This window comes from Kitasatospora sp. NPDC058478, assembly GCF_042720345.1.
GTDB lineage: Bacteria > Actinomycetota > Actinomycetes > Streptomycetales > Streptomycetaceae > Kitasatospora.
The window spans coordinates 1-26,519 of the sequence record NZ_JBHXML010000105.1 but is presented as its reverse complement, the minus strand read 5'-3'; the positions used below and the strand labels follow the sequence as shown (position 1 = coordinate 26,519).

21 protein-coding genes are annotated in these 26,519 nt (G+C 73.7%); 4 read left to right on the top strand and 17 right to left on the bottom strand.

Features of this window, described 5'->3' with window-relative positions; translation table 11 throughout:
- Window positions 1-111: 111 nt before the first annotated feature.
- The 5 genes from ACFWPT_RS38105 to ACFWPT_RS38085 form a co-directional block, all read right to left on the bottom strand.
- A protein-coding gene (locus tag ACFWPT_RS38105) for an IS5 family transposase (RefSeq protein WP_380487467.1) occupies window positions 112-959 on the bottom strand; the annotation gives its coding sequence in 2 pieces (ribosomal slippage) (window positions 112-596 and window positions 596-959; 849 coding nt in all).
- A gap of 48 nt (window positions 960-1,007) precedes the next feature.
- Window positions 1,008-1,913, bottom strand: coding sequence for an N-acetylmuramic acid 6-phosphate etherase (gene murQ / locus ACFWPT_RS38100; protein WP_380371124.1), 906 nt, complete (start codon window positions 1,911-1,913; stop codon window positions 1,008-1,010).
- Window positions 1,914-2,070: 157 nt separating this feature from the next.
- The gene (locus ACFWPT_RS38095) at window positions 2,071-2,694 is read right to left on the bottom strand and encodes an HAD family hydrolase (RefSeq protein ID WP_380487464.1); all 624 of its coding nucleotides are present in this window, start codon (window positions 2,692-2,694) and stop codon (window positions 2,071-2,073) included.
- Window positions 2,695-2,864: 170 nt separating this feature from the next.
- The gene (locus ACFWPT_RS38090) at window positions 2,865-3,545 is read right to left on the bottom strand and encodes a DUF6445 family protein (RefSeq protein WP_380371118.1); all 681 of its coding nucleotides are present in this window, start codon (window positions 3,543-3,545) and stop codon (window positions 2,865-2,867) included.
- 96 nt (window positions 3,546-3,641) lie between these two features.
- Window positions 3,642-4,388, bottom strand: a complete 747-nt coding sequence (locus ACFWPT_RS38085) for a TetR/AcrR family transcriptional regulator (RefSeq protein ID WP_380487461.1) — start codon at window positions 4,386-4,388, stop codon at window positions 3,642-3,644.
- 126 nt (window positions 4,389-4,514) lie between these two features.
- On the opposite strand from ACFWPT_RS38085, the gene mca reads away from it, so the two are divergent.
- The gene (gene mca, locus ACFWPT_RS38080; RefSeq protein WP_380487459.1) at window positions 4,515-5,456 is read left to right on the top strand and encodes a mycothiol conjugate amidase Mca; all 942 of its coding nucleotides are present in this window, start codon (window positions 4,515-4,517) and stop codon (window positions 5,454-5,456) included.
- A 23-nt stretch (window positions 5,457-5,479) separates the two neighbouring features.
- Here mca and ACFWPT_RS38075 read toward each other — a convergent pair whose 3' ends face one another.
- Entirely contained in the window at window positions 5,480-6,922 is a 1,443-nt protein-coding gene (locus ACFWPT_RS38075) for a PHB depolymerase family esterase (protein ID WP_380487457.1), read from the bottom strand.
- Window positions 6,923-7,122: 200 nt separating this feature from the next.
- On the opposite strand from ACFWPT_RS38075, the gene ACFWPT_RS38070 reads away from it, so the two are divergent.
- On the top strand, window positions 7,123-7,707 hold the full coding sequence (locus ACFWPT_RS38070) for a hotdog fold thioesterase (RefSeq protein WP_380371106.1): 585 nt from the start codon (window positions 7,123-7,125) through the stop codon (window positions 7,705-7,707).
- 138 nt (window positions 7,708-7,845) lie between these two features.
- Here ACFWPT_RS38070 and ACFWPT_RS38065 read toward each other — a convergent pair whose 3' ends face one another.
- The 3 genes from ACFWPT_RS38065 to ACFWPT_RS38055 all read right to left on the bottom strand — a co-directional run bounded on the left by ACFWPT_RS38065 (window position 7,846) and on the right by ACFWPT_RS38055 (window position 10,718).
- On the bottom strand, window positions 7,846-8,844 hold the full coding sequence (locus ACFWPT_RS38065; protein ID WP_063346039.1) for a YdcF family protein: 999 nt from the start codon (window positions 8,842-8,844) through the stop codon (window positions 7,846-7,848).
- 113 nt (window positions 8,845-8,957) lie between these two features.
- A complete protein-coding gene (gene pip, locus ACFWPT_RS38060; RefSeq protein WP_380487455.1) occupies window positions 8,958-9,911 on the bottom strand; it encodes a prolyl aminopeptidase in 954 nt (317 codons plus the stop codon).
- 129 nt (window positions 9,912-10,040) lie between these two features.
- Window positions 10,041-10,718, bottom strand: coding sequence for a TetR/AcrR family transcriptional regulator C-terminal domain-containing protein (locus ACFWPT_RS38055; protein WP_063346037.1), 678 nt, complete (start codon window positions 10,716-10,718; stop codon window positions 10,041-10,043).
- Window positions 10,719-10,899: 181 nt separating this feature from the next.
- Between ACFWPT_RS38055 and ACFWPT_RS38050 the strand changes: the two genes are divergently transcribed.
- A complete protein-coding gene (locus ACFWPT_RS38050; RefSeq protein WP_380487452.1) occupies window positions 10,900-12,549 on the top strand; it encodes an MFS transporter in 1,650 nt (549 codons plus the stop codon).
- A gap of 50 nt (window positions 12,550-12,599) precedes the next feature.
- On the opposite strand, the gene ACFWPT_RS38045 is transcribed toward ACFWPT_RS38050, so the two are convergent.
- The 8 genes from ACFWPT_RS38045 to ACFWPT_RS38010 form a co-directional block, all read right to left on the bottom strand.
- Window positions 12,600-13,412, bottom strand: a complete 813-nt coding sequence (locus ACFWPT_RS38045; protein WP_063346036.1) for a 1-acyl-sn-glycerol-3-phosphate acyltransferase — start codon at window positions 13,410-13,412, stop codon at window positions 12,600-12,602.
- Window positions 13,409-14,245: a GNAT family N-acetyltransferase gene (locus ACFWPT_RS38040; RefSeq protein WP_380371091.1), complete on the bottom strand. Its 837-nt coding sequence runs from the start codon at window positions 14,243-14,245 to the stop codon at window positions 13,409-13,411. The genes ACFWPT_RS38045 and ACFWPT_RS38040 overlap by 4 nt, the downstream gene beginning before the upstream one ends.
- A gap of 515 nt (window positions 14,246-14,760) precedes the next feature.
- Window positions 14,761-16,140, bottom strand: coding sequence for a serine hydrolase domain-containing protein (locus ACFWPT_RS38035; protein WP_380487450.1), 1,380 nt, complete (start codon window positions 16,138-16,140; stop codon window positions 14,761-14,763).
- Between the two features lie 245 nt (window positions 16,141-16,385).
- On the bottom strand, window positions 16,386-17,750 hold the full coding sequence (locus ACFWPT_RS38030) for a M1 family metallopeptidase (protein WP_380487448.1): 1,365 nt from the start codon (window positions 17,748-17,750) through the stop codon (window positions 16,386-16,388).
- Window positions 17,747-21,688 carry a Pls/PosA family non-ribosomal peptide synthetase gene (locus ACFWPT_RS38025; protein ID WP_380487444.1) on the bottom strand — a complete coding sequence of 1,314 codons (3,942 nt, stop codon included), beginning with the start codon at window positions 21,686-21,688 and terminating at the stop codon, window positions 17,747-17,749. The genes ACFWPT_RS38030 and ACFWPT_RS38025 overlap by 4 nt, the downstream gene beginning before the upstream one ends.
- 449 nt (window positions 21,689-22,137) lie before the next feature.
- Window positions 22,138-23,004, bottom strand: coding sequence for an NmrA family NAD(P)-binding protein (locus ACFWPT_RS38020; protein ID WP_380487441.1), 867 nt, complete (start codon window positions 23,002-23,004; stop codon window positions 22,138-22,140).
- Window positions 23,001-23,483, bottom strand: a complete 483-nt coding sequence (locus ACFWPT_RS38015; RefSeq protein WP_380487439.1) for a hypothetical protein — start codon at window positions 23,481-23,483, stop codon at window positions 23,001-23,003. Before ACFWPT_RS38015 ends, ACFWPT_RS38020 begins: the two co-directional genes overlap by 4 nt.
- A 123-nt stretch (window positions 23,484-23,606) precedes the next feature.
- Window positions 23,607-24,128: a MarR family winged helix-turn-helix transcriptional regulator gene (locus tag ACFWPT_RS38010; protein ID WP_380487435.1), complete on the bottom strand. Its 522-nt coding sequence runs from the start codon at window positions 24,126-24,128 to the stop codon at window positions 23,607-23,609.
- Window positions 24,129-24,479: 351 nt separating this feature from the next.
- Between ACFWPT_RS38010 and ACFWPT_RS38005 the strand changes: the two genes are divergently transcribed.
- On the top strand, window positions 24,480-26,099 hold the full coding sequence (locus ACFWPT_RS38005; protein ID WP_208869033.1) for an alpha/beta hydrolase: 1,620 nt from the start codon (window positions 24,480-24,482) through the stop codon (window positions 26,097-26,099).
- The last annotated feature ends 420 nt before the right edge of the window (window positions 26,100-26,519 follow it).

Sequence of the window (26,519 nt, the reverse complement as noted above, 5' to 3'; positions counted from 1 at the left end):
TGGACCGGCGAATGCCCCACCTGCCACCGCGAGTTACCCAACATCCAGCGACCAGGACACACCAGACCACTACAGACCTAACGAAGTACTACTAGGGTTCGTCTTCAAAGATCAGATCCAGAGCAAGATCGAGGCGATGGTGACGGCGGCATGGTAGGACTCGCGGGTCTTGTCGTAGCGGGTCGCCAGGCCTCGCCACTGCTTCAACCGGTTGAAGCAGCGTTCGACGACGTTGCGGAGCCGGTAGACGCGCCGGTCGAAGCCGGGCGGCCGGCCGCCGCGCGAGCCGCGGTTGAGGCGGCCGAGCGCCTGGTCGACGCGCTCGGGGATGGTGTGGCGGATGCCGCGTCGTCGCAGGTAGGCGCGGATCTTGCGTGAGCTGTAGCCCTTGTCGGCGATGACGTGGTCGGGCCGGGTGCGCGGGCGCCCCGACCCGACCCTGGGTACTCGGATCGACTCCAGGACCGGTTCCAGGCGGGTGCAGTCGTTGGCGTTGCCGCCGGTCAGGACGAAGCCGAGCGGGCGGCCGCGTCCGTCGCAGGCCAGGTGGAGCTTGGTGCTCAGTCCTCCACGGGAGCGGCCGAGGGCGTGATCACCCGTTTCGTCCCGGTCGCGTGCCCCCTTTTGCCGCCGGTGGCGTGCTGGTGGGCCCGCACGATCGTGGAGTCGACGGAGACCAGCCAGTCGATGTCCCCGGCCGCGTCCTTCTCGGCCTGGATCGAGTGGAGCATCCGGGAGAATGTTCCGTCCAGCGCCCACCTGCGGAAACGTGTGTAGAGGGTCTGCCAGGAGCCGTAGCGTTCCGGCACGTCCCGCCAGGACGTGCCGGTCCGCAGCTTCCACACGATCCCGTTCAGAACCAGCCGGTCGTCCGAGCGCGGCCGGCCCGCCACCCCCGAAGCGGGCAGGAACCGTGACAGCACAGCCCACTCGGCATCCGAGAGCTCATGACGACGCACCATGGCCAACATGATCTCTCATCACTTGATCAGCTTTGAAGACGGGCCCTAGCGGCGGTGGGCGCGCAGTGCCTCGCGCAGCCGCCCGCCGGAGGCGGCGAGCTGCCGGGCGGCGGTCGGCGCGTCCACGTCCGCGAGCAGGACCAGGATCGCGTCCTTGGCCCGGCCCCCGGTGGCGGCGAGCGCGCGGCGGACCGCCGCCTCGTCGGCGCCGGTGGCCTCCGTGACGATCCGGTGGGCCCGTGCGCGGAGCTTGGCGTTGGTGGCCCGGACGTCGACCATCAGATTGCCGTACGTCCGGCCGAGCCGGACCATGACGGCCGTCGACAGCATGTTGAGCACCAGCTTCTGCGCCGTGCCCGCCTTCAGCCTGGTTGACCCTGCCAGCACCTCCGGGCCGACCTCCACCTCGATCCCCAGCTCGGCCGCCGCCACCAGCGCCGAGCCCCGGTTGCAGGTCAGTCCGACCGTCAGTGCCCCGGCCGCCCGTGCGGTCCGGACGGCCGCCAGCGCGTACGGCGTGCGGCCGGAGGCGGAGACGCCCACCACGGTGTCGGCCGGGGTGAGCCGGAGCGCGGCCAGGTCGGCCGCCGCCAGCTCCGGGCGGTCCTCGGCGCCCTCGACGGCCTCGGTCACGGCGGTCCCGCCCCCCGCGATCAGGCCCACCACCAGGCCCGGATCGGTGCCGAAGGTCGGCGGGCACTCGGCGGCGTCCAGCACTCCGAGCCGCCCGGCGGACCCCGCCCCGGCGTAGACCAGCCGTCCACCGGCCGCCATTCGTGCCGCCGTGGCGTCCACCGCGGCGGCGATCCGGACCAACTCCCCGGCCACCGCGGCGGGGACGGTGCGGTCCTCGGCGTTCATCAGGCGGAGCAGGTCGGTGGTCGGCAGCTGGTCGATCCCGGCCCAGTCGGGGCGGATCGTCTCGGTCGGCGGTACGGCGTCCTGGTGCATGCGGCCAGCGTCCCCGGACGCGGCGGTCGCCAATCGGTGCGGGGCCGCGCGTGGTCTCCGGGGCCTCGGTCGGGGTGGCGCCGTGGCGGGCGCCGGGCCGTCAGGGGTGTCCGTCCTGCCCCCACGTACGGAGTGAGTGCTCAGCCCGTTCAGCCCGTCAACGGACGTCGCCGTCGCCGTCGCCGAGGTGACGGGCGATGCGGGCGATGGCGGGGGCGTTGTCCTCGAACAGATGGGCCTGCATGCCCACTGCCCGGGCGGCCTCGACGTTGGGCGCGTGGTCGTCGATGAAGAGGCAGTCGACCGGGCTGACGCCCAACTCGGCGCAGGTGATCTCGTAGGCGCGCGGGTCGGGCTTGCCGGTCCCGATCTCGTGCGAGTAGACGATGTGCTCCACCAGCTCGTCGAACCGGTAGAGCGGGACCTCGCGTTCGCGGGCGCCGACGAAACTGTTGCTGAGGATGCCGAGCCGGGCCCGCCCGCGCAGCCCGCGCACGTGGGCGATGAGCTCCTCGTTCGGCGTGCCCAGGTACTCCTCCCAGAGGTCGGCCATGAAGGCCTCGATCTGGGCCGGGCCGAGGTGCAACCGGGCGGCCACCTGCTCGCGCACCTCCGGCTCGGTGATGCCACCGATCGCGCCGGCCTGCCAGACGTCCCGCAGCCGCTCGTCGATCGCGTGCGGCGGCAGCTCCAACAGGCGCTCCCAGCGCTCCGGCCAGCCCGTCCTCGGCGTGTATTCCAGGACGCCGCCGATGTCGAGGATGAGACAGGGTGCGTTCACGGGTGGTCCCCTCTCCGCTGCGGCCGCCGTGGCGCGGCCCGCCCCTGCCACTCTCGGGGGTGCGGGCTGGGCTGGGTCAAGGGGGCGGTGAGTCCTCGGCAGCTCCGGAGACCGCGTTCGGCGGCCGCGTTCGGTGGTCGCGTTCGGTGGTCGGGCGTGCTGTCGGTCCGTCAGGCCATCCAGAAGAAGACGGCCGTCATCCGACGCTCCGGCAGCTCGGCGCCGTAGTAGGAGGTCGCGCTGTGCATGAGGTTGGCGTGGTAGAGGAGCAGCTGGTTGTAGCGGTTGGGGACGCGGACGTCCTCGGTGAAGTGGTCGGCGGGCACGTGGCGGGTGCCGAGCGCCTCGACCAGGTTGTTGTGCGGCGCGTTGACGAGGTTCCCGCCGAGGCGTCCGCCGGGGAACTGCTGGCGGTAGAAGCTGGTGCCGGCGTCCTTCGGCGCGCCTGGGCTGAGGTAGAGCACGGCGGCGTAGCGGCAGAGCGCGCGGGAGTCGGTGTGCGGGCGGGACTCCGACTCCCCGGCGCCGACGACCTGGACGCAGTTGTGGTTGAGCGTGCCGCCGCCCGGGGTGCTCTGCACCCAGAGCCGGGGAGCGCCGGTGGCCTTGCGGACCAGGGCCTCCACCCGGGCCAGCTCGTCGGGCTCCAGGCCGGGCATGGTGCGCAGGCCGGGCCAGGTCTCGGGGCGGTGCGGGTAGCCTTCGGTCCAGTCGCCGCGGGCCAGACAGCGCTCGCGGACGGCGTCCGGGTCGGGGAGGACGTTGTCCAGGACCCAGTAGTCCCGGCCTCGGGTGGGCTTGCGGTAGGGCAGGACCGGCAGGGTGGTGGGCCTGATGGGCTGTGAGGGCATGGGCCGACGATAGGGGCGGCGGTCGTCAACCTTCTGCCGTGAGCAGGTCAACCTTTCGTCAAGGGCTCTCCACGGGTGGGCGTCTCGCGCCGCAGGTCAGGAGCCCGGTCGGACGGCGAAGGTGCCCAGGGCGCCCTCCAGTCGGTCGAAGGCCCGGACGGCCGAGGGGTGCACCGCTGCCGTGATGGCGGCGGCCTCGTCGCCGGCCAGCAGCCTGCGGAACACTTCGGTGAACACCGTGCGGTCGACGGCGGCGAGCAGCCCGGCGGCCACCCGGCTCTCGAAGTCGACCGGCGGGCCGGCCGGTGTGCCGCCCGGCGCGTCGGGCGATGCGCCTGGCGGAGTGCCGGTTGTCGTGGGGCGGGTGGCCTCGGCCAGGGTCTCGGCCAGGGCGGTCTCGCTCTGTTCGTGCAGCTCGCGGATCCGGGCGACCAGGGCGGGGCTGTCGGCGACGGTGCGGGCGAACGCCGGGCCGGAGAAGCCGAGCCGTGGGTCGTGCCGGTCGAGGCCGGCCAGGCAGTCGCGGCGCAGCGCGGCGAGGGCGGACTCGCCGGGCGCACGCTCGGCGACCGCCCGGGCGAGCCGACCGACGATCTCCTCGTGCAGGTCGAGGAGGAGGTCCTCCTTGCGCGGGAAGTGGTTGGTGACGGTCATCTTGGCGACTCCGGCGGCCGTCGCGACCTCGGCGATGGTGGTGCGGTCGAAGCCCTGCTCGATGAAGAGCCTGGTCGCGGCGTGCGAGATCGCCTCGCGGGTGCGGCGCTTGTTGAGCTCGCGCAGGGTCGGGGCGGCCCCGGTTCCCGTCAGGGTTTCCGCCGCGGTTTCCGTTGTGGGTTCCGTCATGGGGGCAGCGTAGCGCAGTCCGCTGGGTCGGACCCAGAAATTATGCTTGACCTAATCGCTGGGTCCGTCCTAAGTTTCTTCCGGGCGGTCGGAGCGGCCGCCGGACGGACGACCCGGGGAGGGCGCATGACCACATCGGCCACGTACGGAGGCGCCGTGTTCACCCAGCACGCCGGGCGGCTCCGCCTGCTCAGCGTCCACGCCCACCCCGACGACGAGTCCAGCAAGGGCGCTGCCACCCTCGCGCGGTACGCCGCCGAGGGGGTGGACGTCCTGGTCGCCACCTGTACCGGCGGTGAGCGCGGCTCGGTGCTCAACCCGGCCATGGACCGCCCCGAGGTCCGGGCGGACCTCGCCCGGATCCGGAGCGAGGAGATGGCGGCCGCCCGGGGCATCCTCGGGGTGCGCCAGCAGTTCCTCGGCTTCGTGGACTCCGGCATGCCGGGCCCGGGCGAACCGCTGCCGGCGGGCTGCTTCGCCGCCCAGCCCGTGGCGGCGGCCGCGGCGCCGCTGGTCGCCCTGATCCGGGAGTTCCGTCCGCACGTGGTGGTCACCTACGACGAGACCGGGGGGTATCCGCACCCCGACCACGTGATGACCCACCAGGTCACGGTCGAGGCCTTCGAGGCCGCCGCCGACCCGGGCCGCCACTCCGAGACGGGGGAACCCTGGCAGGCGGCGAAGCTCTACTACCACCTGGCGCTCTCCAGAGCCTGGTTCCAGACCCTGCACGACGCGATGACGGAGAGGGGCGTCCCCTCGGGCATGGGCGCACTGCTCGCGGACTGGCCGGACACCCCGCCCGCCCTCGCCACCACCACCCGGATCGCGTGCGCCGAGCAGTTCGCCGTACGGGACGCGGCACTGTTGGCGCACGCCACCCAGATCGAGCCCGGGGTCGCGTTCATGGCCCACCCACGGGACATCGAGCGCGAGGTCTGGCCGACGGAGGACTACCACCTCGCCCGGAGCCTGGTGCCGGTCGAGGGCGAGGGGTCCGAGACCGACCTGTTCGCCGGGCTGCGCTCAGGAGAGGCGGGGCTTCGCCCGGGAGAGGGGGACGGATGAGCCGGAGGTCGGGTTTCGCCCGCTCAGCACTGGCCGTCGGCGAGCACGAAGTAGCCCGGGCCGGTCTGCTTCAGGGTGTGCGTCACGAAGGTGTTCCAGAGGCCCATGCTCTGGCCCGAGCCGAGTGCGTAGGTCAGGCCGCCGCTCTGGGTGGCCCGCCCGGCCCGGACCTGGTTGTAGTTGCTGTCGGTGAAGCACTGCGCGGCGCCGCCGCCGGTGGTCGCCGTCACCGCCGCCGATCGGGTGCCCACCGCGCCCGACGGGTCGACCGCCGCCACGGTGTAGCCGTACGACGTGCCGGGGGCGAGCCCGGTGTCGGTGAAGGACGGGCCGGTGGCACTGCCCGCCATCGTGCCGTCCCGGTAGACCTGGTAGGAGGCGGCCCCGCTGACGGCCTGCCAGGCGAGGGCGATCGAGCTCTGGCCCGCCGGGGTCGCGGTCAGCCCGGTCGGGGCGGGCAGGCCGGGGTTGGTGGGCCCCGTGCCGCCGTCCAGGCCCCAGAACTGCGCGGTGTAGTAGCTGGAGCAGATCGTGTTGAGGAAGTAGCTGCCGGTGGCCCCGCACTGGTCGGCTGCGGCGCCGGGGTTGACGGCCAGCCCGTGGCCCATCCCGGCGATGGTGAACAGTGCCACGGCGGGCCGCCCGCCCGCGTCGGCGTAGACCTCCTCGGTGGTGCCGCCCGGCAGGCTCCGGGTGCTGGTCGGGCTCTGGCCGACACCCTGGACGTTGGTCCACTGGTCGCGCAGCTCCGTCGCGTTCACCGGCCTGACCACGGTGTCCGCGCTGCCCTGCCAGATCGCCAACCGGGGCCAGGGCCCGGCGTAGCCCGGGTACGCGGCCCGGACCTTGTCGCCCCACTGGGCCGGGGTGAGCCCCTGGTCGGAGTTCTGGCAGCCGGAGGCGGCGCCCTGGGTGGTCGCGCACTGGGCCGGGAGGCCGGAGTCGATCGCCCCGCCGGCGAACACGTCCGGGTAGTCGGCCAGCAGGTCGGAGGCCATCCCGCCGCCGGCCGACAGCCCGGTGACGAACACCCGCCGGCCGTCCGAGCCGTACAGGGCCTTGGCCTTGGTGACCATCTCGATCACCGACTCAGCCTCGCCGGTGCCCCGGGCGTCCTTGGTCGCGTCGAACCAGCTGAAGCAGGAGAGGCTGTTGTTGGCACTGCTGGTCTGCGGGAAGACGACCGCGAAACCGTACCGGTCGGCGAAGGTCGTCCAACCGGAGTTGCGGTAGTAGTCGTTGGCGGTCTGCAGGCAGCCGTGCAGCGCGACCACCAGCGGCGCGCCACTCGGCAGTCCGGCCGGGGTGTAGGAGTACATCGCGAGGTTTCCCGGATTGGCGCCGAATCCGGTGACCTGCTGGAAGGTTCCGCTCACGGTGTCGGCCGCAGCCGGGGCGGGTGCGGTGGTGCCGATCGCGAGTGCGGCGGCCGTCAGCAACGCGGCGGCGGCAGGACGGAGAGGCATGGGGGCTCCTGGGTGGGGGAGGAGTGGGGGCGGATGCCGTGCAGCGTGGCGCGCCCCGCGCCCCGGTGCCATGTGACGGCCACCCGAGGTCCACCGCCCCGCCATGGCGTGGACCGCCATGGTCCGATGTCCGGGGGCCGCGCGCCGGCCGTACCCGGAAGGCACTTGAGGGGCGTGCGCGAACAAGGCAGGTTGATCCCATGACGACGAATGAGGCAGACCCCGGCGGCGCGACGTCCCCGGAGGGCCAGGAGCTCCTTGAAGGCCGGCAGGCCCTGGAGGGCCAGGTGCCCCGGACCAGGACCCACACCTGGACGGCCGGCCCGCCGATCTCCGCCTTCCCGCGCCTGAGCGGAGAGGAGATCCTGCACGAGATCCTCGCGGGCCGGATTCAGGAGCCGGCGATCTGCAGCACCCTCGGATTCCATCTGACCGAGGTGAAGCCGGGCACGGCGGTGTTCGAGGGCGAACTCGGCGATCACCTCTACAACCCGATGAACACCGTGCACGGCGGCTACCTCGCCACCCTGCTGGACTCGGCGCTCGGTTGCGCCGTGCTGAGCCGGCTGCCCGCCGGGATCGGCTACACCACCACGCAGTTGAACGTCCACATGCTGCGCCCGCTGTTCGCCGACTCGGGGCTGCTGCGCTGCGAGGGCCTGGTGCTGCATTTGGGCCGGACGATGGCGACGGCCGAGGCGAGGGTGGTCGGGGTGGAGAACGGCAAGCTCTACGCGCACGCCACCACCACCTGCGCCATCCTGGCGCCCCGCCCGGCGGCCTGACAGGTGGTCCGACCGGTGGCATGACCGGAGGCCTGGGCAGAGGTTCGGAGGACCGGAGGGAGACCTGACGGAGGTTCGGCTGAAGGTAAGGCCGGGCCCCGGTCGCTTCGGCGGCCGGGGCCCGGGGTCGGCTGCGGTTCAGAGGGCCGCGAGCAGCCCACAGAGCGCGAGGAGGCCGCAGATCCCGAAGTTGATCAGCTTGTGCGAGAGGAACACGGCGGCGAACTCGCGGATCGTCGCGCTCGGCCAGTAGTACGCGGCGGTCGGCGAGCCGAACACCTGCCCGTTGACGCCGGTCCTGCGGGCGGTGAGCGCCGCCCGGAAGGCGTGGAAGTTGTTGGTGACCACGACACAGCGGTAGTCGGGCTTGGCCTGCTCCATGATGGCCTTGCTGAAGAGCAGGTTCTCCTCGGTGGTGCGGGAGCGGTCCTCGCGCTCGATGTGTTCGGCCGGGAAGCCGCGCCCGGTCAGGTAGTCGGCCATCGCGTGGGACTCCGGCAGTTTCTCGTCCGGGCCCTGGCCGCCGGAGGTGATCAGCACCGGCGGGTTGCCGCGCGCGGCCTGCTTGTCGTACACCTCCCGGCCCCGGTCGAGCCGGCTGGCCAGCAGCGGCGGGACGCGCTCGCCGCCGATCAGGCCGGAGCCGAGGACGACCACGAAGTCCACGTTCCGGCGCGGCCGGTGGCGGCCGTAGAGGAATGCGTAGCCGACGAAGCAGACGAACAGGAAGGAGATGTAGCCGACCACCAGGACGGCGGTGCCCGCCAGTACGCCCAGCCGGGGCGAGCGGGTGGCCAGAGCAGCGAGCAGCAGCGCGATGACGGCGAGGATGCCCAGCCCGGCGAGGAGGGACAGCAGGTTGGCGGGCCGTCTGCCCTCCTTGCGGATCATGGTCAGGCCGTTGGCGATCAGGAACCAGACCAGGGCCGCCGTGCCGAGGGCCGGCAGCAGGATGATCGCCACCGCCGCCAGTTCCATCACCAGTGTGGGCGCCTTGCGCAGCTCGGTGAGCAGGGCGAGGGCGAGCAGGGAGACGGCGATGCCGAGCAGGACGGCATTGCTGAACTGGCGGCGGTCGCGTAGTACCCCGATTCCGAACAACAGGAAGAACAGGGCGGCTGGGACATAGGCGATCATGCTTCGTATCGTAGGCGGAGGCCGTTCGCGTGAACCGCCCGTCCGCCCGTGGACGAACCGGCCGGGCGGACTGGGCAAACGGACCGGACAAGGGGACCGGACGAGCGGGCAGGTCAGGCGAACCGCTCGATCGCCGCGAGGACCGCCTCCGTCATCGCCGGACTCCCGGTGTGCCCGGACTCGTCGATGACGGTCAGTCGGGCCTCCGGCCAGGCCCGGGTCAGCCGCCACGCGGTGTCGAGCGGCGAGCCGAGGTCCAGTCGGCCGTGGATCAGTTCGCCCGGGATACCGGCCAGCCGTCCGGCGTCGTGCAGCAGTTGGCCGTCGGCCAGGAACGCGTGGTGCGCGAAGTAGTGCGCGGTGATCCGGGTGAACGCCATCAGCGCGTCGGTGGGGCGGTCGCTGTAGGCGTTCGGCTTGCCCAGCGCCTCGTGCGCGATGACGGCGTCCTCCCAGGTGGCCCAGGCGTTCGCGGCGGCCCGCCGGACGGTCTCGTCCTGGCTGTTGAGCAGCCGGCTGTAGGCGGCCACCAGGTCACCGTCGCGGTCGGCGGCCGGCAGGAAGTTCCGGAACTCCTCCCACGGGCCGGGCAGGAAGCGGGCGACGCCCCGGTAGAGCCAGTCGGTCTCCTCGGGGCGGGTCGTGGTGACGCCGCAGAGCACGATCTCGGAGACCCGCTCGGGGTGGGCCTGGGCATAGGCGAGGATCAGCGTCGAGCCCCAGGAACCGCCGTGCAGCAGCCACTTCTCGATGCCGAGGTGGTCGCGCAGCCGCTCCATGTCCGCGATCAGCCGCTCGGTGGTGTTGTGCTCCAGCCCGGTCGTCGGGTCGGCGGCGTGCGGCAGGCTCTGTCCGCAGCCGCGCTGGTCGAACTGGACCACGTGGTACCGCTCGGGGTCGAAGTACCGCCGGGCGCCCGGCCGGTGGCCGGACCCGGGCCCGCCGTGCACGATCGCGGCGGGTTTGCCCGCCGGGTTGCCGGAGGCGTTCCAGTGCATCCGCTGCCCGTCTCCGACGTCCAGCAGGCCTTGTGCGTAGGGCTCGTAGTGGGGGTGCAGCTCGGGCATCGCGGAACTCCTCCGTGGATGTGCGGCCGGGGTGCCCGGACAGACCCTAGCGGGCGCTCGCAGGCCGGGCCGCGGATTTTCGGCGGGCCCGGGGCGGGGCCCGGCCGGCCGGGCCCCGCCGTGGTGGGGTCAGCGCTGTTCGGCGGGCAGCAGGGTCGCGAGCCCGTCGAGGACGCGTTGCACGCAGAACTCGAAGCGGGTGTCCATGTCGGGTTCGGTGAGGTCGTCGGCCAGGGCGACGAGGTTGGGGAAGGTGTCGGCGGGCAGGGCGCGGAAGCGGTCGCCGGCGGCGTCGGCGATGTCCCGGCGGCTGGTGCCGAGGACTTCGGCGGCCGAGATCGGGGACTGTTCCTGGAGGACGAACCCCTGGACGAAGGCGCCCAGCAGGTAGGTGGCCATGGCGGCGTCGGCGTCGGAGAAGCCGGCCGCGCGGAGCCGGTCGAGCTGGTCCTCCATCAGGCCGAGCAGGTGGGGCCCGGGGGAGAGGCGGCCCGAGACGACCTTGGCGGCGTCGCGCTTGTCGAGCAGCAGCCGGCGGTAGCGCCAGCAGTAGGCGTGGAACTGCTCGCGCCACCCGCCCTCGCGCGGCGGGGGTTCGGCCGAGGCCATCACCGCGTCGGTGAGCAGGTCGAGCAGTTCCTGCTTGTTGCGGACGTGCCAGTACAGCGAGGCCGCCTTGACGCCGACCTCGGCGGCGACCTTGCGCATCGACAGCCCGTCGAGGCCGTCCCGTTCCAGTACCCGCAGCGCGGCCTGGGTCAGCGCGTCCCTGGTCAGTGGCGGTGTCGTGTCGTCGTTCTCCGGCATGGCTGTGCGGACGCCTCCAGCGGTCTCATCCGGTCTTCTCCGGTCGCGAGTCTCGCGGCGACTGTCCGTGGCGAGCGCCCGTGCGCGAGATCCCGCTTGCAATCTAACACCGTTAGGGGCACTCTGTGCGTGCCGCACCACTCCCTAACGCTGTTAGGGGCTAGGAATCGGGAGGGTTCCCATGCAGGAGTCGAGCGCCCGGCGCAAACGGCTCGCGCTACTGACGCTCTGCGTCACCATGTTCATGTCGATGCTGGACAACGTCATCGTCAACAACGCCCTGCCCCGCATCGGCCAGGACCTGGATGCCGGGATCAGCGGCCTGCAATGGGTCGTCGAGGGATACAGCCTCGTCTACGCCGGGTTCGTGCTGACCGGCGGCGCGCTCGGCGACCGGTACGGCCGTACCCGGATGTTCCGGCTCGGCCTCGCGCTGTTCACGGTCGGCTCCGCGCTCGCCGCGCTCGCCGGAACGATCGGCCTGCTGGTCGGCGCCCGGATGCTGCAAGGCGTCGGGGCCGCGCTGCTCACCCCGGGCAGCCTCGCCCTGCTGCGCCACGTCTTCACCGACGAGCGCGAGCGCGCCAAGGCCATCGGCCTCTGGTCCGGGGTCTCCGCGCTGGGCCTGTCGATCGGCCCTGTGGTCGGCGGGCCGATGGTCGAGCACCTCGGGTGGGCCAGCGTGTTCTGGATCAACGTGCCGATCGGCGTGGCCGCACTGGTGCTCGCCGCCCGCGTGCTCCCGGACATCCCCCCGCGTGCCCGGCGGATCGACCTCGGCGGCCTCGTCCTCTCCGCCGCGGGCCTCGGCCTGCTGGTCTACGCGCTGATCGAGGGGCCGACCCGCGGTTGGACGGACACCCGGGTGCTCCTCTGCGGAGCCGCGGCGCTCGTGCTGCTGGCCGCCTTCCTGGTGCTCGAACTGCGGCTCGCCGAACCGATGCTGGAGCTGCGGCTGTTCCGCGACGGCGCCCTCGGCGGTGCGCTGCTCAGCGGCTTCATGGTCAGCTTCGGGATCTTCGGCGCGCTCTTCTTCCTGCCGCTGCTGATGCAGGGCCCGCTCGGCTGGTCCCCGTCCGACGCCGGCTACGCCGGGCTGCCGATGACCGCGATGATCGTCGTCGCAGCCCCGCTCTCCGGCGGGCTGACCTCGCGGTACGGGCCCCGACTGCCGCTGGTGCTCGGTCTCGCGCTGTGCGCGGCGGGCCTCGGCGGGCTGTCCCTCTACGGCGAGCACGCCCACTACGTCGAGTACCTGTGGACCCTGTTCGCGATGGGCCTCGGGATGGGGATGACCTTCACCCCGGTGTCGATCGCGGTGCTCCAACGGGTCGCCCCGGCGCAGACCGGGATGGCCTCGGCGAGCATCAACACCCTGCGCGAGCTGGGCGGCGTCCTCGGGATCGCGGTGCTCGGCGCCGTGCTGACCAACCGGATGACCGGCAGCCTGACCGCCGCCCTGCACCGGCTCGGCGTGCCGCCGGACGCCGTCGGCCCGATCGCGGACGCGCCCGCCGGGGCGGGGCGCGGCGGTGGCGGCGCGGCCGCCGTGCTGCCCGGCCCGGTCCAGGACGCGGTGGACGGCGCCTTCATCGAGGGCCTCCACCTCGCGGCGCGCTGCGGTGCGGCCGCGCTCGCCGTCACCGCCGTCCTGGTCGCCGTCCTGCTGGGCCGGGCCCGCCCGCTCGCCCCGGGCGGCACCGGCCTCCCGGAATCGGCCCCCGACTCCGCGTCGGACCCGGGCTCCGACCCCGGCCCGAGCCCCGGCCCCGACCCCGACCTCGACCCGAGCCCCGGTTCGGAGCCGCTGGCCGAGGCCCGGCCGGTCTGACCGGTCAGACCGACCTGACCGACCTGACCGGTCCGCGTGCCGACGCCACGTCAGCGGATGCCCTCGACCGCCGCCTGCGCCGTGCGGGCCAGCTCCCGGCGCGCCCCCGCCCGGGTGGCCTGCGGCGCGGGCGGCGGAATCGGCGGCAGGAACGTCACGTCGGCGACCAGCCCGCGCACTGCGACCACCCGGGCTAGCGAGGTGAGCAGTCCGTCGTCGCCGATGAAGGCGGGCACGCTGGTCGGCCGTCCGTCCGCCAGCCGGTAGCGGATCGTCACCGGCTGGACGAAGGCGCCCGCCTCCACCGCCGCCTGGAACAGCGCGGGCCGGAAGCGGCCGCTCTCCCGCCCGCACCAGGTGGACCCCTCCGGGAAGACGATCACCGGCTGGCCGGCGCGCAGCACCTCGGCCACCGCCGCCACGGTGTCGGGCAGCGCGCGCAGCCGGTCGCGGTCCAGGAACACCGTGCCGCCCCAGGCGATCAGCGGCCCGAGCACCGGCCACCGGCGGACCTCGGTCTTGGCCAGTGAGCGGCCCGGGCGGCCCGCCGCGATCAGCGGGATGTCCAGCCAGGACACGTGGTTGGCCACCACGAGCGTCCCGCCGCCGAGCGTGCCGCCCGGCGTCCCGAGGTGGACGGTGACCCCGAGGGTGTGCAACAGGACGCGCGCCCAGAGCCGGATCAGCCGCTCCCGGGTCCCGTACGGGAGGAGGCGCAGGGGCAGGCTGAGCAGCACGCCCGCCAGCACCGCCGCCAGGCAGGCCGCCAGTCGCAGCGCCCGCCGGGGGTGCGAGACGGCGGGCGCCGGGTCGGCCAGGCAGGTCTCGGGCCGGCAGGGGGCCGTCGGCAGCCAGACGCTCATGATGAGGCGCCGAGGGGCCGGGCGGGCAGTCCGGACAGGAAGTGCCGCAGGTAGCGCGGGTCGGTGCGCTCCAGGGACAGCAGCACGTACAGGTCGACGCAGTCGAAGTCCGGGTCGTACGCGGGCTCGCCGCAGACCCAGGCGCCGAGCCGCAGGTAGCCGCGGAGCAGGGCGGGCAGTGCGCCGCGCTCGGCGCGCGGCACGCCGGTGGCGTCCCAGCGGCGGCGCGGGGTGACCCGGTACTGCTCGGGGGCCAGGTACTTGGCGCTGACGGTGTCCCAGACCCGGGCCGCGGTGGCGCCGCCGTCGTCCAGGGGGATCGAGCAGCAGCCGCCGACCCAGGTGTTGCCGGTGTCGGAGAGGTAGCGGGCGATGCCGCCCCACATCAGGTTGATGACGGCGCCGTTGCCCCGGTGGTCGGGGTGGATGCAGGAGCGGCCGAGTTCCACCAGGCCCGGGCGGACCGGCGCCAGGGCGGAGAGCTCGAACTCGCCGTCGGAGTAGAGCCGTCCGGCCCGCCGGGCGGCCTCGGGGCGCAGCAGCCGGTAGGTGCCGACGACGGCGCCGTGCTCGCCCTCGCGGACCAGGAGGTGGTCGCAGTACTCGTCGAAGGGGTCGACGTCCAGGCCGGCGACCGGGCTGTGCAGGACGGCGCCGAGCTCGGCGGCGAACACCTGGTGGCGCAGCCGCTGGGCGGCGCGCACGTCGTCGGCGTCGCGGGCGAGGGAGACGGTGTAGGCGGCCGGGGCCTGCGGCCGGCGGGGGGCGGGGACGGCGGGGGCGTCCTGGGTGGGGGCTACTGCGGTCGGAGTGTACGTGGGGACGGTGGTCATGGCGGACCCTCCAGGGCAGCACGATCGGCGGCGCCCTGGATCGCCAGGGCACCGGCCCGGCCCGCAGGCGTTGGGCCTGCACGCGAACCGGTCCCCGTATATCTCTCCGAGCCGGTTGGCATCCATGTTGCGGCGCGGCGGAGCGCAGATGTGCAACTGCTGAATGGGACCACCCGTCGCCTCCCGGTCATCTGCCGGGCACCGGGCGCTCGCCCGCCGGGGGTGGACAGCCCGGGCGCCTGTGCGCCCGGGCCGGCCACTCTCTCCGGGGATTCCCCTGGAACTCCCGCGGACGGGTGTGATGTTGCGCGCGGCCGGCGTGCTCCGAGAAGCGCGCGCCCCGGCAGGTCCTAGGGCGTGTCTGACAATTCGCGGCGGATCAGCGCGCGGCGGTGGGCGCCCGGCTGGGCGTGCCGGCGAAGCGTCCTCGTACTGGGCCGTACTTGGGCGTTTCGCCGGTGCGTCCAGGCGGGATGCCCGGCGTCGCGCGCCCGGCGGGAATTGTCAGACACGCCCTAGAAGGCCTGCCAGCCCTTCGGGTCGACGTCGCCCGGGATGACGGGTGCGGGGCCGTAGGGTTCGCGGGTGAGGATGAAGGAGCCGAGGTCCAGGTGGCTGACCGTGCCGTCGGCCGCCCGGACCACCCGCAGGGTCTCGCCCGTGTAGTAGTCGTCCAGTCCCGTCCAGGTGCCGTCCGGCTCGGCGCGGAAGCGGGAGCTGCGGGCTCCGCCGGTGAGCGAGGTCAGTTCGAGGCCGCGGTCGGCCCGCAGCCGCAGGGCCTGCGCCGAAGTGCCCCAGTACCAGGGGCCGGTGAGGGCCAGCAGCTCCTCGTCGACCTCGGGCAGCGGGCGCCAGGGCTCGGGCAGCCGGGGCTCGTGTTCGGCGGTGAGCGTGATCAACTGGGTGGCCACCAGGGTGGTGCCGGCGCCGGTGGTGGCGTTGGACAGGGCGATCGCGGCCAGGCCGTCCTCGTCGCTGACCCACAGTGCGGCGGTGAAGCCGGGCATCGAGCCGGTGTGGCCGTACAGCACCCGGCCTTCGTGGCGGCGCAGTTGCAGGCCGAGGCCGTATCCGGTGGTCCAGGTCGTGTTGTCGGGGCCGGTGGCGGGCCGGCGCATCTCGGCGAGCGAGTCGGCGGCGAGCACCTTGTCGTCCCCGGCGGCGAGGAAGGCCGCCCAGCGGGCCAGGTCGGCGACGGTGGACCAGAGTTGGCCGGCCGGGCCCATCAGGCCGGTGTCGGTGAGCGGCTCCGGCAGCATGACGTCGGCCCACGGGTGGACGGCGAAGCCTCCGGCGTGCGGGTGCTCGGGCAGCAGGGTGGTGCGGTCCATGCCGAGCGGGGCCAGCACCTCGCGCCGCAGCACCTCGCCCCAGGGCTCGCCGCGCAGCTGCTCGACCAGCGCGCCGAGCAGCGCGTAGCCGGGGTTGGAGTAGTGGTGGAGGCGCCCGGCCGGGTGCTTGATCGCGGCGCCGGGCTCCAGCAGGTCGTCCAGTCCGGGCCGCAGGGCGCCGTCGGTCCGCTCCCACCAGGGCCCGGGCGTCTCGGCGGCGAGTCCGGCGGTGTGGGCGAGCAGTTGCGCGATGGTCGCGCCGTCGGCCGGGGTGCCGGGCAGGTGGCGGGCGAGTGGGTCGGCGAGGTCGAGCAGGCCCTCGTCGCGCAGCCGCAGCACCAGCACGGCGACGAAGGTCTTGGTGAGCGAGCCGATCCGGTACTGGACGTCGGGGGTCGGCGCGTGTCCGTCGATCATGCTGCGGGCGCCGCTCCAGACCAGCCGGCCGTCCCGGACCACTCCGGCGGCCAGGGAGGGCGTGCGCCCTTCGGCCTGGGCGACGGCGATCCGGTGCAGCAGGGCGCGGCGGGTGGTCGGCAGCAGTTCGTCGGACTGATCGGTCATCTGATCCTCTGAATCCTTCGGCGCGGTCCGGCGGGGGAGGCCCGTCGGCGTGGTCTGCCACGAGGTCCGCCGGCGAGACCGTCGGCGAGGTCCGCAGGCGGGGGCCGCCGGTCAACACGGACGGGCGACAGACGAACCCAACCTAGCCAGGCCGCTCCGAAGGATCCACCCGTTATCTCCGCAAACGCCCCGCGATCGCGCCGCGAATGCCCCGTGAACGCCCCGCGATGTCGCCGCCGGTCCGGTCAGCCCGGCAGCGGCGGGAGTTCGGGCCGCTGCAGCCAGTCCTCGAAGACCGGGGCCAGCGGGGCGGTCGTGTACCGGGAGGCGTGCGCGAGCAGGTCGGCGGTGCCGACGACGCCGTGCCGGTGGACGCTCGTCCAGTCCCGCAGCATCGCGAAGAAGGCGTCCTCGCCCAGCGCCCGCCGCAGCGCGTGCACGGCGAGGCCGCCGCGCTGGTACAGCCGGTCGTCGAACATCAGCCTGCGGCCCGGGTCGGCGAGCCTGAGGTCCTGCGGGAGCCCGGCCAGCAGGCCGTGCGCGGCGGCGGCGTGGGTGGCCGCGGCCGGGCCGCCGGCGTGCTCGGACCACAGCCACTCGGCGTACTTGGCGAAGCCCTCGTTGAGCCAGATGTGCCGCCAGTCGGCGATCGTCACGCTGTTGCCGAACCACTGGTGCGCCAGCTCGTGGGCGATCAGCCGCTCGCGCTGCCAGCCGCCGCCGAGGTGGTTCGTCCCGAAGGTGGCGACGCCCTGCGCCTCCACCGGGACGTCCAGTTCCTCGTCCGCGACGACCACCGCGTATTCGCCGAACGGGTACGGCCCGAACACCTCGCCGAAGTACGCCATCATCTCCGGCTGCCGGCCGAAGTCCCGGGTGAACGTGGGGACCAGCCGCTCCGGCACGTAGCCGGTCTGCGGCACGGCCGGGCGGGCCGCCAGCGGCACCGGCCGGTAGTGGCCGATCGACACCGTCACCAGGTACGGCGAGGTCGGCGCGCTCTGCTCGTACACCCAGGTGGTGCTGGACGCCCGGGTGGTGCGGGTCAGCAGCCGGCCGCTCGCCAGCACGGTGAACGGGGACGGCGTGGTGATCGCGATCTGGTACGTCGCCTTGTCGGCGGGCCGGTCGTTGCACGGGAACCAGGACGGCGCGCCGATCGGCTGGCTGGCGACCAGCGAGCCGTCGGTCAGCTCCTCCCAGCCCAGGCCGCCCCACGGGCTGCGCACCGGGCGGGGGTTGCCGGTGTAGTGCACCTCGACGGTGAACGCCGCCCCCGCCGCCAGCGCCCTGGCCGGGCGGATCCGCAGCTTGCCGGCGCGGTGGGTGTAGCGGGCGGCCTTGCCGTCGACCAGCACCCGCCCGATCCGGAACTCGGCCAGGTCCAGCGCGAACTCGGCCAGCGCCGCGTCCGCCACGGCGCTCAGCCGGGCCGAGGCCGCCAGCCGGTTCGGCCCGGGCCGGTAGTCCAGCGCGAGCTCGTAGCGGTGGACCCGGTAGCGGTGGTCGCCGCTGGCCGGGAAGTACGGGTCGGGGGCGCCGGCGGCCGCCGGGACGTGCTTGGGGTTCACGGGGGCGGGCACTTCCTGCGGGCCGGGACGGGTGGTCATGACGTGGGCTGCCACGCCTCGATGGGGTTGCCCAGCCACCGCGTGTCGGCGGGGACGGACTCGGCGCGCATCACCAGCGAGGCCGGGCCCAGCGTGCTGCGCGCGCCCACCGTGCTGCCGGGCAGCACGATGCCGCCCGGGCCCAGGGTGGCGCCCTCGCGGAGGACCACAGTATCCATCCGCATGATCCGGTCGTGGAAGAGGTGCGTCTGCACCACGCAGCCCCGGTTGACGGTGACGCCGTCCCCGAGGGTGACCAGGTCCGCCTCCGGCAGCCAGTAGCTCTCGCACCAGACGCCGCGGCCGACCCGCGCGCCGAGCGCCCGCAGCCAGAGGTTCAGCACCGGCGTGCCCGGCACCGCGCCGACCAGCCACGGCACCGCCAGCACCTCGACGAAGGTGTCCGCGAGCTCGTTGCGCCACACGAAGCTGCTCCACAGCGGGTGCTCCACCGCCCGGAACCGGCCGACCAGCAGCCACTTCGCCGCCACCGCGACCAGGCAGGCCACCGTGCCGGCGCCCAGCAGCACCAGGCCCGAGAGCAGCGCGGCCACGCCCGCCGGCCAGGAGACGGACAGCCGGGACAGCACCGCGACGGTCAGCATGCCGAGCGCCCCCGAGGCGAGCACCGGCAGCAGCCGGGCCAGCTCGACCAGTCCGCGCGCCCAGAGCAGCCGGGCCGGCGGCTCGTAGGTCAGGCTCTGGTCGGCCTCGTCCGCCGCGCGCGGCAGCCGCATCGGCGGCATGCCCAGGTACGAGCCGCCCTTCTTGGCCTTCTCCGGCGTCGCCGACAGCACGCCCACCAGGCCCCGCTTGGGCACCGCCCGCCCCGGCGCGGTCATTCCCGAGTTCCCGAGGAACGCCCGCTCGCCGACCTTCGCCTCGCCGAGCCGCACCCAGCCGCCGCCCAGCTCGTACGGCGCGATCAGGGTGTCGTCCGCCAGGAACGCGCCGTCGCCGACGGTGGTCAGGCTGGGCAGCGCCAGCACCGTGGACACCTCCGCGCCCCGGCCGACCCTCATCCCGAGCGCCCGCAGCCACAGCGGCGTGACCAGCCCCGCGTACAGCGGGAACAGCACCTCGCGGGCCCGGTCCATCAGCTGGGTGACGGTCCACGCCTGCCAGCCGACCCGGCCGTGCAGCGGGTGCACCCCGGGGACCAGACCGCGGCTCAGCAACCGGACGGCGGCCACCAGCTGCGCCGCGTACACCGCGCCGTACGCCAGGGTGGCGGGCAGCAGGCCGAGCAGCGCGCCGCCGAACGCCGCGCCGAGGTCGTCGCCCTGGTGGACGAAACCGGCGAGGACCGCGAGCGCGGCCAGCGCGGGCGCCACCGGGAGCAGGCCGAGCGCCGTGCCGCTGGCGCCGTAGAGCGCGGCCCAGAAGGCCTGGTGCGGCGGGCGCTCCTTGGGCCACGCCCGCTCGACGCGGCCCAGCTTGACGGCGGGCGCACCGCCCCAGCGCTGGCCGGTCGGCACCTGCCCGGTGACGCTGGAGCCGGGCAGCACCTGAGCGCGCTTGCCGACCCGGGCACCGGGCAGCAGGGTCGAGCGGGTGCCGACCACGGCGCCGGAGCCGACCTTGACCTGGCCGACCTCCAGCCGGTCGCCGTCCAGCCAGTAGCCGCACAGGTCCACCTCGGCCTCGACGGCGCAGCCCCGGCCCAGCTTCAGCATCCCGGTGACCGGCGGCAGCGAGTGCAGGTCCACCTCGGGCCCGACCTTGGCACCCAGCGCCCGCGCGTAGCGGACCAGCCAGGCACCGGACAGCGCGGTGGCGCCGCTGAGCTCGGCGAGCCGCTCGGCGGTCCAGAGCCGCAGGTGGATGGCGCCGCCGCGCGGATGGCTGCCCGGGCGCAGGCCGCGCAGCAGCAGCCGGGCGCCGCCGGCCGCGATCGCCAGCCGGCCCGCCGGGGTGTACAGCGCCAGGGCGCCCGCGCCGACCGCCCACCACGAGGCGGTGGGCGCCCACGGGTAGTCGCCGAGGTGGGAGAGCAGGTTGCCGGCGGCCAGCAGGGCGACCGTCCAGCGCAGGCCGACCACGGTGAACAGCGGGATCAGCAGGAGCAGCTGGAGCAGCTTGGCCCTGGTCGGCACCAGCGCGACGGTGCGGGCCTGGCCGCCCTGGGCGGCGGTGCGCTCCAGGTGCCGGGCGAGCTTGCGCAGCGTCGGGTGCTGGTAGACGTCCAGCACGGCGGCGTTCGGGTAGCGGGTGCGCAGCAGCGTGGTGAGCCGGGCGGCGGCCAGGCTGCCGCCGCCGATGCCGAAGAAGTCGTCGCGCGGGCCGCTCACCGCCACACCGAGGATCTCGGACCACTGCTCGGCCAGCCAGGCCTCGGTGCCGTACAGCTGCTCGCTCGGCCCGGCGTTCTCCAGCTCGGGCAGCGGCCAGGGCAGCGCGGCCCGGTCGACCTTGCCGGAGGTGCGGGTGGGCAGGGTGTCGACCGGCGCGAGCAGCGGCACCAGGGCGGCCGGCAACTCGGCGCGCAGCCGCTCGACGGACTGCTCGCGGTCGAAGCCGTCCTGGACGACCAGGTAGCCGACCAGCAGCTGGTTGCCGCCGCGCGCGGTGCGGACGGCGGCGGCCGCGCCCGCCACGCCGGGCAGGGCCTGGAGCGCCGCGTCGACCTCGCCGAGTTCGATCCGGCGGCCGCCGAGCTTGATCTGCTCGTCGGTGCGGCCGAGGAACAGCAGGCCGGCCGGGTCGGCCTGGACCAGGTCGCCGCTGCGGTACGCGCGCTCCCAGCCGAGCGAGGCCAGCGGCGCGTACTTCTCGGTGTCCTTCTCCGGGTCCAGGTAGCGGGCCAGGCCGACCCCGCCGATCACCAGCTGGCCGGTGCCGCCGGCCGCGACCGGCTCGCCGGCCTCGTCGACCACGGCGAGGTCCCAGCCGTCCAGCGGCAGGCCGATCCGGACCGGGCCGTCGCCGGTCAGCAGCGCGGCGCAGGCGACCACGGTGGCCTCGGTGGGGCCGTAGGTGTTCCAGACCTCGCGGCCCTCGGTGACCAGCCGCTGCACCAGCTCCGGCGGGCAGGCCTCGCCGCCGAAGATCAGCAGCCGCACCTCGTTGAGCGCCTCGGCCGGCCAGAGCGCGGCCAGCGTCGGGACGGTGGAGACCACGGTGATCTCCTGCTCCGCCAGCCAGGGGCCGAGGTCGGCGCCGCTGCGCACCTGGGAGCGGGGGACGGGCACCAGGCAGGCGCCGTGGCGCCAGGCCAGCCACATCTCCTCGCAGGAGGCGTCGAAGGCCACCGACAGACCGGCCATCACCCGGTCGCCGGGGCCGATCGGCTCGTCCTGGAGGAAGAGCGCAGCCTCGGCGTCGACGAAGGCGGCGGCGTTGCGGTGGGTGACGGCCACGCCCTTGGGGCGGCCGGTGGAGCCGGAGGTGAAGATGATCCAGGCGTCGTCGGCCGGGGTGGGGCGTGGGCGGTGGTCGGCCGCCGCCTCGCCGGGGTGGGGCACCGGGCGTTCGCGGTGGACGGTCAGCGCGCGGTCGGCGCCGAGCACCGCGGCGACGCCGGCCTCCCCGAAGACCAGCTGGGCGCGCTCGTCCGGGTCCTCGGCGTCGACCGGCACGTAGGCGGCGCCGGCGGCGAGCACGGCGAGGATCGAGACGTACAGGTCGTTGGTGCCCGAGGGCACCCGCACGCCCACCCGGTCGCCCGGGCCGATCCCGGCGGCGGCCAGCCGGCGGCGCAGCTGCTCGACCTCGGAGGCCAGGGCGCGGTAGCCGAGCACGGTGCGCCCGTCGTCCAGGGCCGGTTCGTCGGGGTGGGCGCGGACGGTGGCGTCCAGGACGTCGATCAGGGTGCGCGGTGCGGCGGCCGGACGGCCCGGGAAGAGGGCCTGCGGCGGTGCGGCATGGGGTGGCGTGGCTTGGGGTGGTGTGGCTTGGGGCGACGTGGGGGACTGCTCCGTGCTCGGTTCAGCTGTCATGGCAGCCCGTACGCTCCTCGTCCTCGCCCCGTTCCGACTGATGCCCGGCCCTTCGGGGCGGTGGGAGCACTCGCCTGACGGGGTGACCCCACTCCGGGGCCGGAGCGGACAACCCGACTGATGGTAGCCCCGGGTGCGAGGCGCCGTACGGCCCGACACCTGGCCCAACTAGGCCGGAAATGGCCTGAGCTGACGTTGTGTCAGTCAACAACTGGATAGGCTTGGAAGTCATGTGACTGGATGTCAGTCGAATTGACGGATCGTCAGGACGAATTCTCGATCGTGATCCACGCCACAGCGAATGCTGCTCCCTTCGGGTGGCGGGCCCGGCTTCCCGGCCCGGTTCCGGCCCGGCCGCCGGGCCCGCCATGGTGTCGGAGTGGTGTTCGAGTGGCGCCAGAGAGGCGCCCGGGTGGTGCCTGGGGGGTGCCCGAACGGCGCCCGAACGGTCAGCGGAAGCGGTGCAGGTGCTCCCGGAGGAACGCCTCCAGGGTGCGCGGGGCGTGCCCGGTGAGGTGGGTGAGGGTGTCGTCGGGCGCCTCCTGGCGGACCACCGCGAGCTGCTGGATCTCCACCACGTGGGAGGCCAGCCAGGGCGGCATCCCGGCCCGCTCGACCAGATGGGCGTGCAGCCCGGCCGGGGGCAGGTCGAGGTAGCGGACCGGGCGGCCGAGCAGCTCGCCGAGCAGCCCGGTGAGCTCCGGGTAGCTGTACGCCCGGCCGCCGGTGAGCGGATACGTTCCGCCGGCGAGCTCCGGGCGGGTGAGCACCTTGGCCGCGGCGTCGCCGATGTCCCGGGCGTCGACGTAGTTGCAGCGGGCCTGGCCCATGGCGCCGTGCACCACCCCGGCGGCGGCGATGCCGGGTGCCAGCAGCAGCAGCTTCTGCATGAACGCGTACGGCCGCAGCACCGTCGCGGTGACGCCGGACGCGCGCAGGCGCTCCTCGATCAGATGGTGGCCGCGCGAGACGGCCACGGGGGAGTCCGGTTCGGCTGCGGGTGCGGAGATCTTGACGATGTGCTCCACGCCGCTCTCGACCGCCGCGTCGATCGCGGCCAGCTCGTGCTGGACCTGGTGCGGGCCGTTGGCCATGGTGAGGAAGAGCTGGTGCGCGCCGCGGAAGGCCGCGCGCAGCGAGTCCGGGTCGGCGGCGTCGGCCGGGAGCGTCTCGGTCAGTGCGAGGGTCCGGTCGTCGAGTCCGGCCGCGAGGCGGGCGGGGTCGCGGCTGAGTGAGCGGCTCGGTGCACCGAGGGCGGCGAGGCTGCGCAGGGTGGCACCGCCGGTGGCGCCTCCGGCGCCCATGACGACGATCATGAGGTCTGTCCTTCCGGTCGGGTGGAGAGTCGGTGCTGCGGGGATCGGGTCCGGCGGCTGCCGCGCCAGCGCCAGGTGATCACGGTGGCCGCGATCGCCGACGAGACCGGCAGGTCGATCGGAAGGCGGCCGGGCCAGGGGCTGGTGGCGAGCCCGTGGATCTGCGGCAGCCAGTGCGCGGCCGCGAGGCCGACGGCGAGTGCGACGGCCGCGGCGGCCAGGCCGAGTGCGGGGGCCAGCAGTGCGCGCGGTGCCCGGCCGTCCGGGGAGCGGTTGGACCGGCGTCGCAGGGCGGAGCCGACCAGGGTGGCGACGACGGCCGAGGTGCCGCCGATCGTGGTGGCCGCGGCGATCATCAGCTGCGGCTGGTGCGTGACGGCCCCGCCGATGCCGGCCATCACGGCGGGCATCGCGTAGGCGACGAGGACCTCCCGCCACAGGGTGAAGGGGGGTGGTGCGCCGGGTGCTTTCTTGCTCATGGGCCTCTCCTGCGGAGGTGCTTGGGTGAAAGTGATTAGGTAGCTAACTATTTGTGCTTAGGTGCCTAACTATTGGGTCGTGAAGTCGGCGGGCCGCCTGCGCGGCCCGCCGTTCTCGACGGGTCAGTCCGCGGTCAGCGCGTCGGCGCCCTCGACCACCCTGGCCAGGAGGTCGAGGAAGGTGGCGCGCTCCTCGACCGAGAGCCCGCTGACCAGCGCCTGCATTCGGGCGAAGTGCTCGGGCGCCAGATCGCGCAGCCGCTGCGCGCCGCGTGCGGTGAGGACCACCACGTTGGCGCGGCCGTCCTCGACGGACGGGCGGCGGACCACGAGGCCCTCCCGCTCCAGGCCGTCCACCAGGCCGGTCACGGTCGCCCGGGAGACGCCGAGGCCGGCCGCGAGCTGGGAGGGCGACTTCTCGCCGCCGTGGTCCTCCAGATCGGCCAGCAGTCGGTAGCGGCCGGTGGAGAGCCCGAACCGGGCGAAGTGCACCTCCCCGGCCTGGCCGATCCGGGCACCCGCCGCCATCAGCCGGGCCGCGACCAGGATCGCCTGCGGGTCGGCCGTGAGGCCGTAGCGGGCGATCTGGCGGCGTGCCTGGTCGAGGGTGGGGGCGCCGCTGTCGGCGTCGGGGCGTTGCGTCATGAAAGTAATATGGCGCCTCATCAGTTTCCCAGTCAAGTCGACCGTCCGGCGTTCGATGTCCGGCGTCCGAAGGCGGCCGCGCTGCGCGGGGCGGCCGGGCGCCGGCGGCGGGCGGGTGTGTGGGCGGGTGCTCCGCCGGCTGTCGAGCGGCGCTCCGGGTGTCCGGCGCTCCGGGTGTCCAGGTTCCATGGTGACGAACCATCAGGTCAATCAACCGTCAAGTTGGTTCATTCACAGAATAATCCGGTCGCAAAATGGAAGCCATCGAAACATTTACGCTGCTTCCAGGTCTTCACATGGAGATCTCAGACTGACAGGCTGGGGCCGCCCTTTCAGTACTGAGGAGGTTCCTTGTCCCGTATATCCACGCTGGCCGGAGCGGTCACCTGCGCCCTCGCCCTCGTCACCGGTAGTGCTGTCGCGGCGTCGGCGGCGCCGATAGACCTGGCGCCGGGTGCGGCGGCCGAGGCGAAGGTCGCCGCTGTCAACTGGACCCCGTGTAACCCCGACCCGAGCAAGCCGGACCCAGGCATCTACGACTGTGCCGTATACCCGGTGCCGCTGGACTATGACAACCCGTCGGGTGAGAAGATCGGCATCGCCATGATGCGCCGGCGGGCGAGCGACCCGTCCAAGCGGATCGGCTCGCTGTTCCTCAACCCGGGCGGCCCGGGTGGTAGCGGCTACCTGTGGGCGACCACCACCCGATTCGGTACCGAGGTGCAGTCGCGCTTCGACCTGGTCGGCTTCGACCCCCGCGGCGTGGCCCGGAGCAACCCGCTCAAGTGCTTCAAGACCCAGGAGGACGCCGACGCGGTCAACGGCCGCATGGTCGGCGTGCCGGTCACCAAGGCCGAGATCAACGAGACGCTGGACGCGGACCAGGACTACACCGACGCGTGCAGCAAGAACGCCGGCCCGCTGATCGAGCACATGTCGACCATCAACGTGGTCCGTGACCTCGACCGGATGCGCCGCGCCGTCGGCGACTCCCAGCTCAACTTCGCCGGGTTCTCCTACGGCACCCTGATCGGCGCGACCTATGCCGGGATGTACCCGAACAAGGTGCGCACGATCATCGTCGACGGCAACGTCGACCCGAACCTGCGCCTGCACGACGGCCTGGAGTACGACCGTCAGCGGGCGGGCGGCTTCGAGCTGGCCCTGGACGAGTTCCTGAAGCGCTGCCAGGCCGCCGGCGCCCCGCGCTGCGCCTTCGGCGAGGGCGACACCCGGGCCAAGTTCGACCAGCTCCGCGACCACCTGCGGACCAGCCCGGTCACCCTGCCGAACGGCTCCCAGGTGACGCTGAGCACCTTCACCAGCGAGGTGGCCAGCGCGCTGTACTCGCAGGCCAAGCTGGCGCCGCTGGCCAAGTCGCTGCAGGCGACGTACCAGCTGGTCCAGAAGCCGGCCGCGAACACCCTGATGGCGCCGAAGGCGACCGTCTCGGACGACGACGCCAACATCCTCGCGGTGAACGCCCCGCGGGCGCTGCGCGAGGCCCCGGTCGACTCCGAGTACACCGCCGACGACTCCTACATGGGCGTCAACTGCCAGGACAAGCCGTACCCGTCGAACGACCGGGTCTTCCCGAACGTCGCCAAGGCCTGGGAGAAGGAGTCGCCGACCTTCGGCCGCTACCAGGCCTTCGACGCGCCCGCCTGCGCGAGCTGGCCGGCCCCGGCCCGGGACGCAGAGCGCTTCAGCGGCCCGTGGAACAAGAAGACCTCGAACACCGTCATGGTGATCGGCAACCTCTACGACCCGGCCACCCAGTACAAGTTCGCCCAGCGGATGCAGCAGCAGCTGGGCAACGCCGTGCTGGTCAGCGTGGACTCGATCGAGCACTGCGCCGTCGGCCGCAGCCAGGCGCTGAACGCGCTGGTCACCCGCTACCTGGTGGACGGCACCGCGCCGAAGCCGGGCCAACTGCTGAAGCCGGACGCGGCGATCTTCCCGGCGGCCTGACAGGGCTGAGCAGCCGGCCGGTGCCGGCCCGCAAGGCCTGCACGTCCCGCCGGGCCCGCCCGGCAGGACTGGCCGGGCGGCCCCAGGGGGCCTGAGGTACACGTGAACGGATGTGGTGGTCGGCGGCGCCGGCCACCACATCCGTGCTTTCCGGCCGAGCCCCCGGAGGACGGCGTGAACACGGATGGCCGTGCGAACGCGGACGACGGCGTGAGCGCGGATGACGGCGCGAACGGGAAATGCGGCGTGAATGCGACGGTGGATCGCCATCCGGCCCTCCTCGGAAACGATTTCTTCTCGGATTCTTCTCGGATGTCGGGGACCGTAGCCGATACCACTGACACTGATAGTTCTAACCGGGTCCCTGGTGGTCGTGGCTCTGCCACTGACTGACGCCCTGCTGGGCTGTCCTCCGGTTGT

Excerpts from the sequence above, each read along its gene's own strand:
- ACFWPT_RS38085 (WP_380487461.1), bottom strand. The coding sequence starts at position 4,388 with ATGACGGAACCCACAACGGAAACCGCGGCGGAAACCCTGACGGGAACC.
- ACFWPT_RS38015 (WP_380487439.1), bottom strand. The coding sequence starts at position 23,483 with ATGAGCAAGAAAGCACCCGGCGCACCACCCCCCTTCACCCTGTGGCGG.
- ACFWPT_RS38065 (WP_063346039.1), bottom strand. The coding sequence starts at position 8,844 with ATGATCGCCTATGTCCCAGCCGCCCTGTTCTTCCTGTTGTTCGGAATC.
- murQ (WP_380371124.1), bottom strand. The coding sequence starts at position 1,913 with ATGCACCAGGACGCCGTACCGCCGACCGAGACGATCCGCCCCGACTGG.
- ACFWPT_RS38045 (WP_063346036.1), bottom strand. The coding sequence starts at position 13,412 with ATGAGCGTCTGGCTGCCGACGGCCCCCTGCCGGCCCGAGACCTGCCTG.
- ACFWPT_RS38010 (WP_380487435.1), bottom strand. The coding sequence starts at position 24,128 with ATGACGCAACGCCCCGACGCCGACAGCGGCGCCCCCACCCTCGACCAG.
- ACFWPT_RS38025 (WP_380487444.1), bottom strand. The coding sequence starts at position 21,688 with ATGACAGCTGAACCGAGCACGGAGCAGTCCCCCACGTCGCCCCAAGCC.
- ACFWPT_RS38020 (WP_380487441.1), bottom strand. The coding sequence starts at position 23,004 with ATGATCGTCGTCATGGGCGCCGGAGGCGCCACCGGCGGTGCCACCCTG.
- ACFWPT_RS38090 (WP_380371118.1), bottom strand. The coding sequence starts at position 3,545 with ATGCCCTCACAGCCCATCAGGCCCACCACCCTGCCGGTCCTGCCCTAC.
- ACFWPT_RS38035 (WP_380487450.1), bottom strand. The coding sequence starts at position 16,140 with ATGACCGATCAGTCCGACGAACTGCTGCCGACCACCCGCCGCGCCCTG.
- ACFWPT_RS38055 (WP_063346037.1), bottom strand. The coding sequence starts at position 10,718 with ATGCCGGAGAACGACGACACGACACCGCCACTGACCAGGGACGCGCTG.
- ACFWPT_RS38075 (WP_380487457.1), bottom strand. The coding sequence starts at position 6,922 with ATGCCTCTCCGTCCTGCCGCCGCCGCGTTGCTGACGGCCGCCGCACTC.
- ACFWPT_RS38040 (WP_380371091.1), bottom strand. The coding sequence starts at position 14,245 with ATGACCACCGTCCCCACGTACACTCCGACCGCAGTAGCCCCCACCCAG.
- ACFWPT_RS38050 (WP_380487452.1), top strand. The coding sequence starts at position 10,900 with ATGCAGGAGTCGAGCGCCCGGCGCAAACGGCTCGCGCTACTGACGCTC.
- ACFWPT_RS38070 (WP_380371106.1), top strand. The coding sequence starts at position 7,123 with ATGACGACGAATGAGGCAGACCCCGGCGGCGCGACGTCCCCGGAGGGC.
- mca (WP_380487459.1), top strand. The coding sequence starts at position 4,515 with ATGACCACATCGGCCACGTACGGAGGCGCCGTGTTCACCCAGCACGCC.
- pip (WP_380487455.1), bottom strand. The coding sequence starts at position 9,911 with ATGCCCGAGCTGCACCCCCACTACGAGCCCTACGCACAAGGCCTGCTG.
- ACFWPT_RS38030 (WP_380487448.1), bottom strand. The coding sequence starts at position 17,750 with ATGACCACCCGTCCCGGCCCGCAGGAAGTGCCCGCCCCCGTGAACCCC.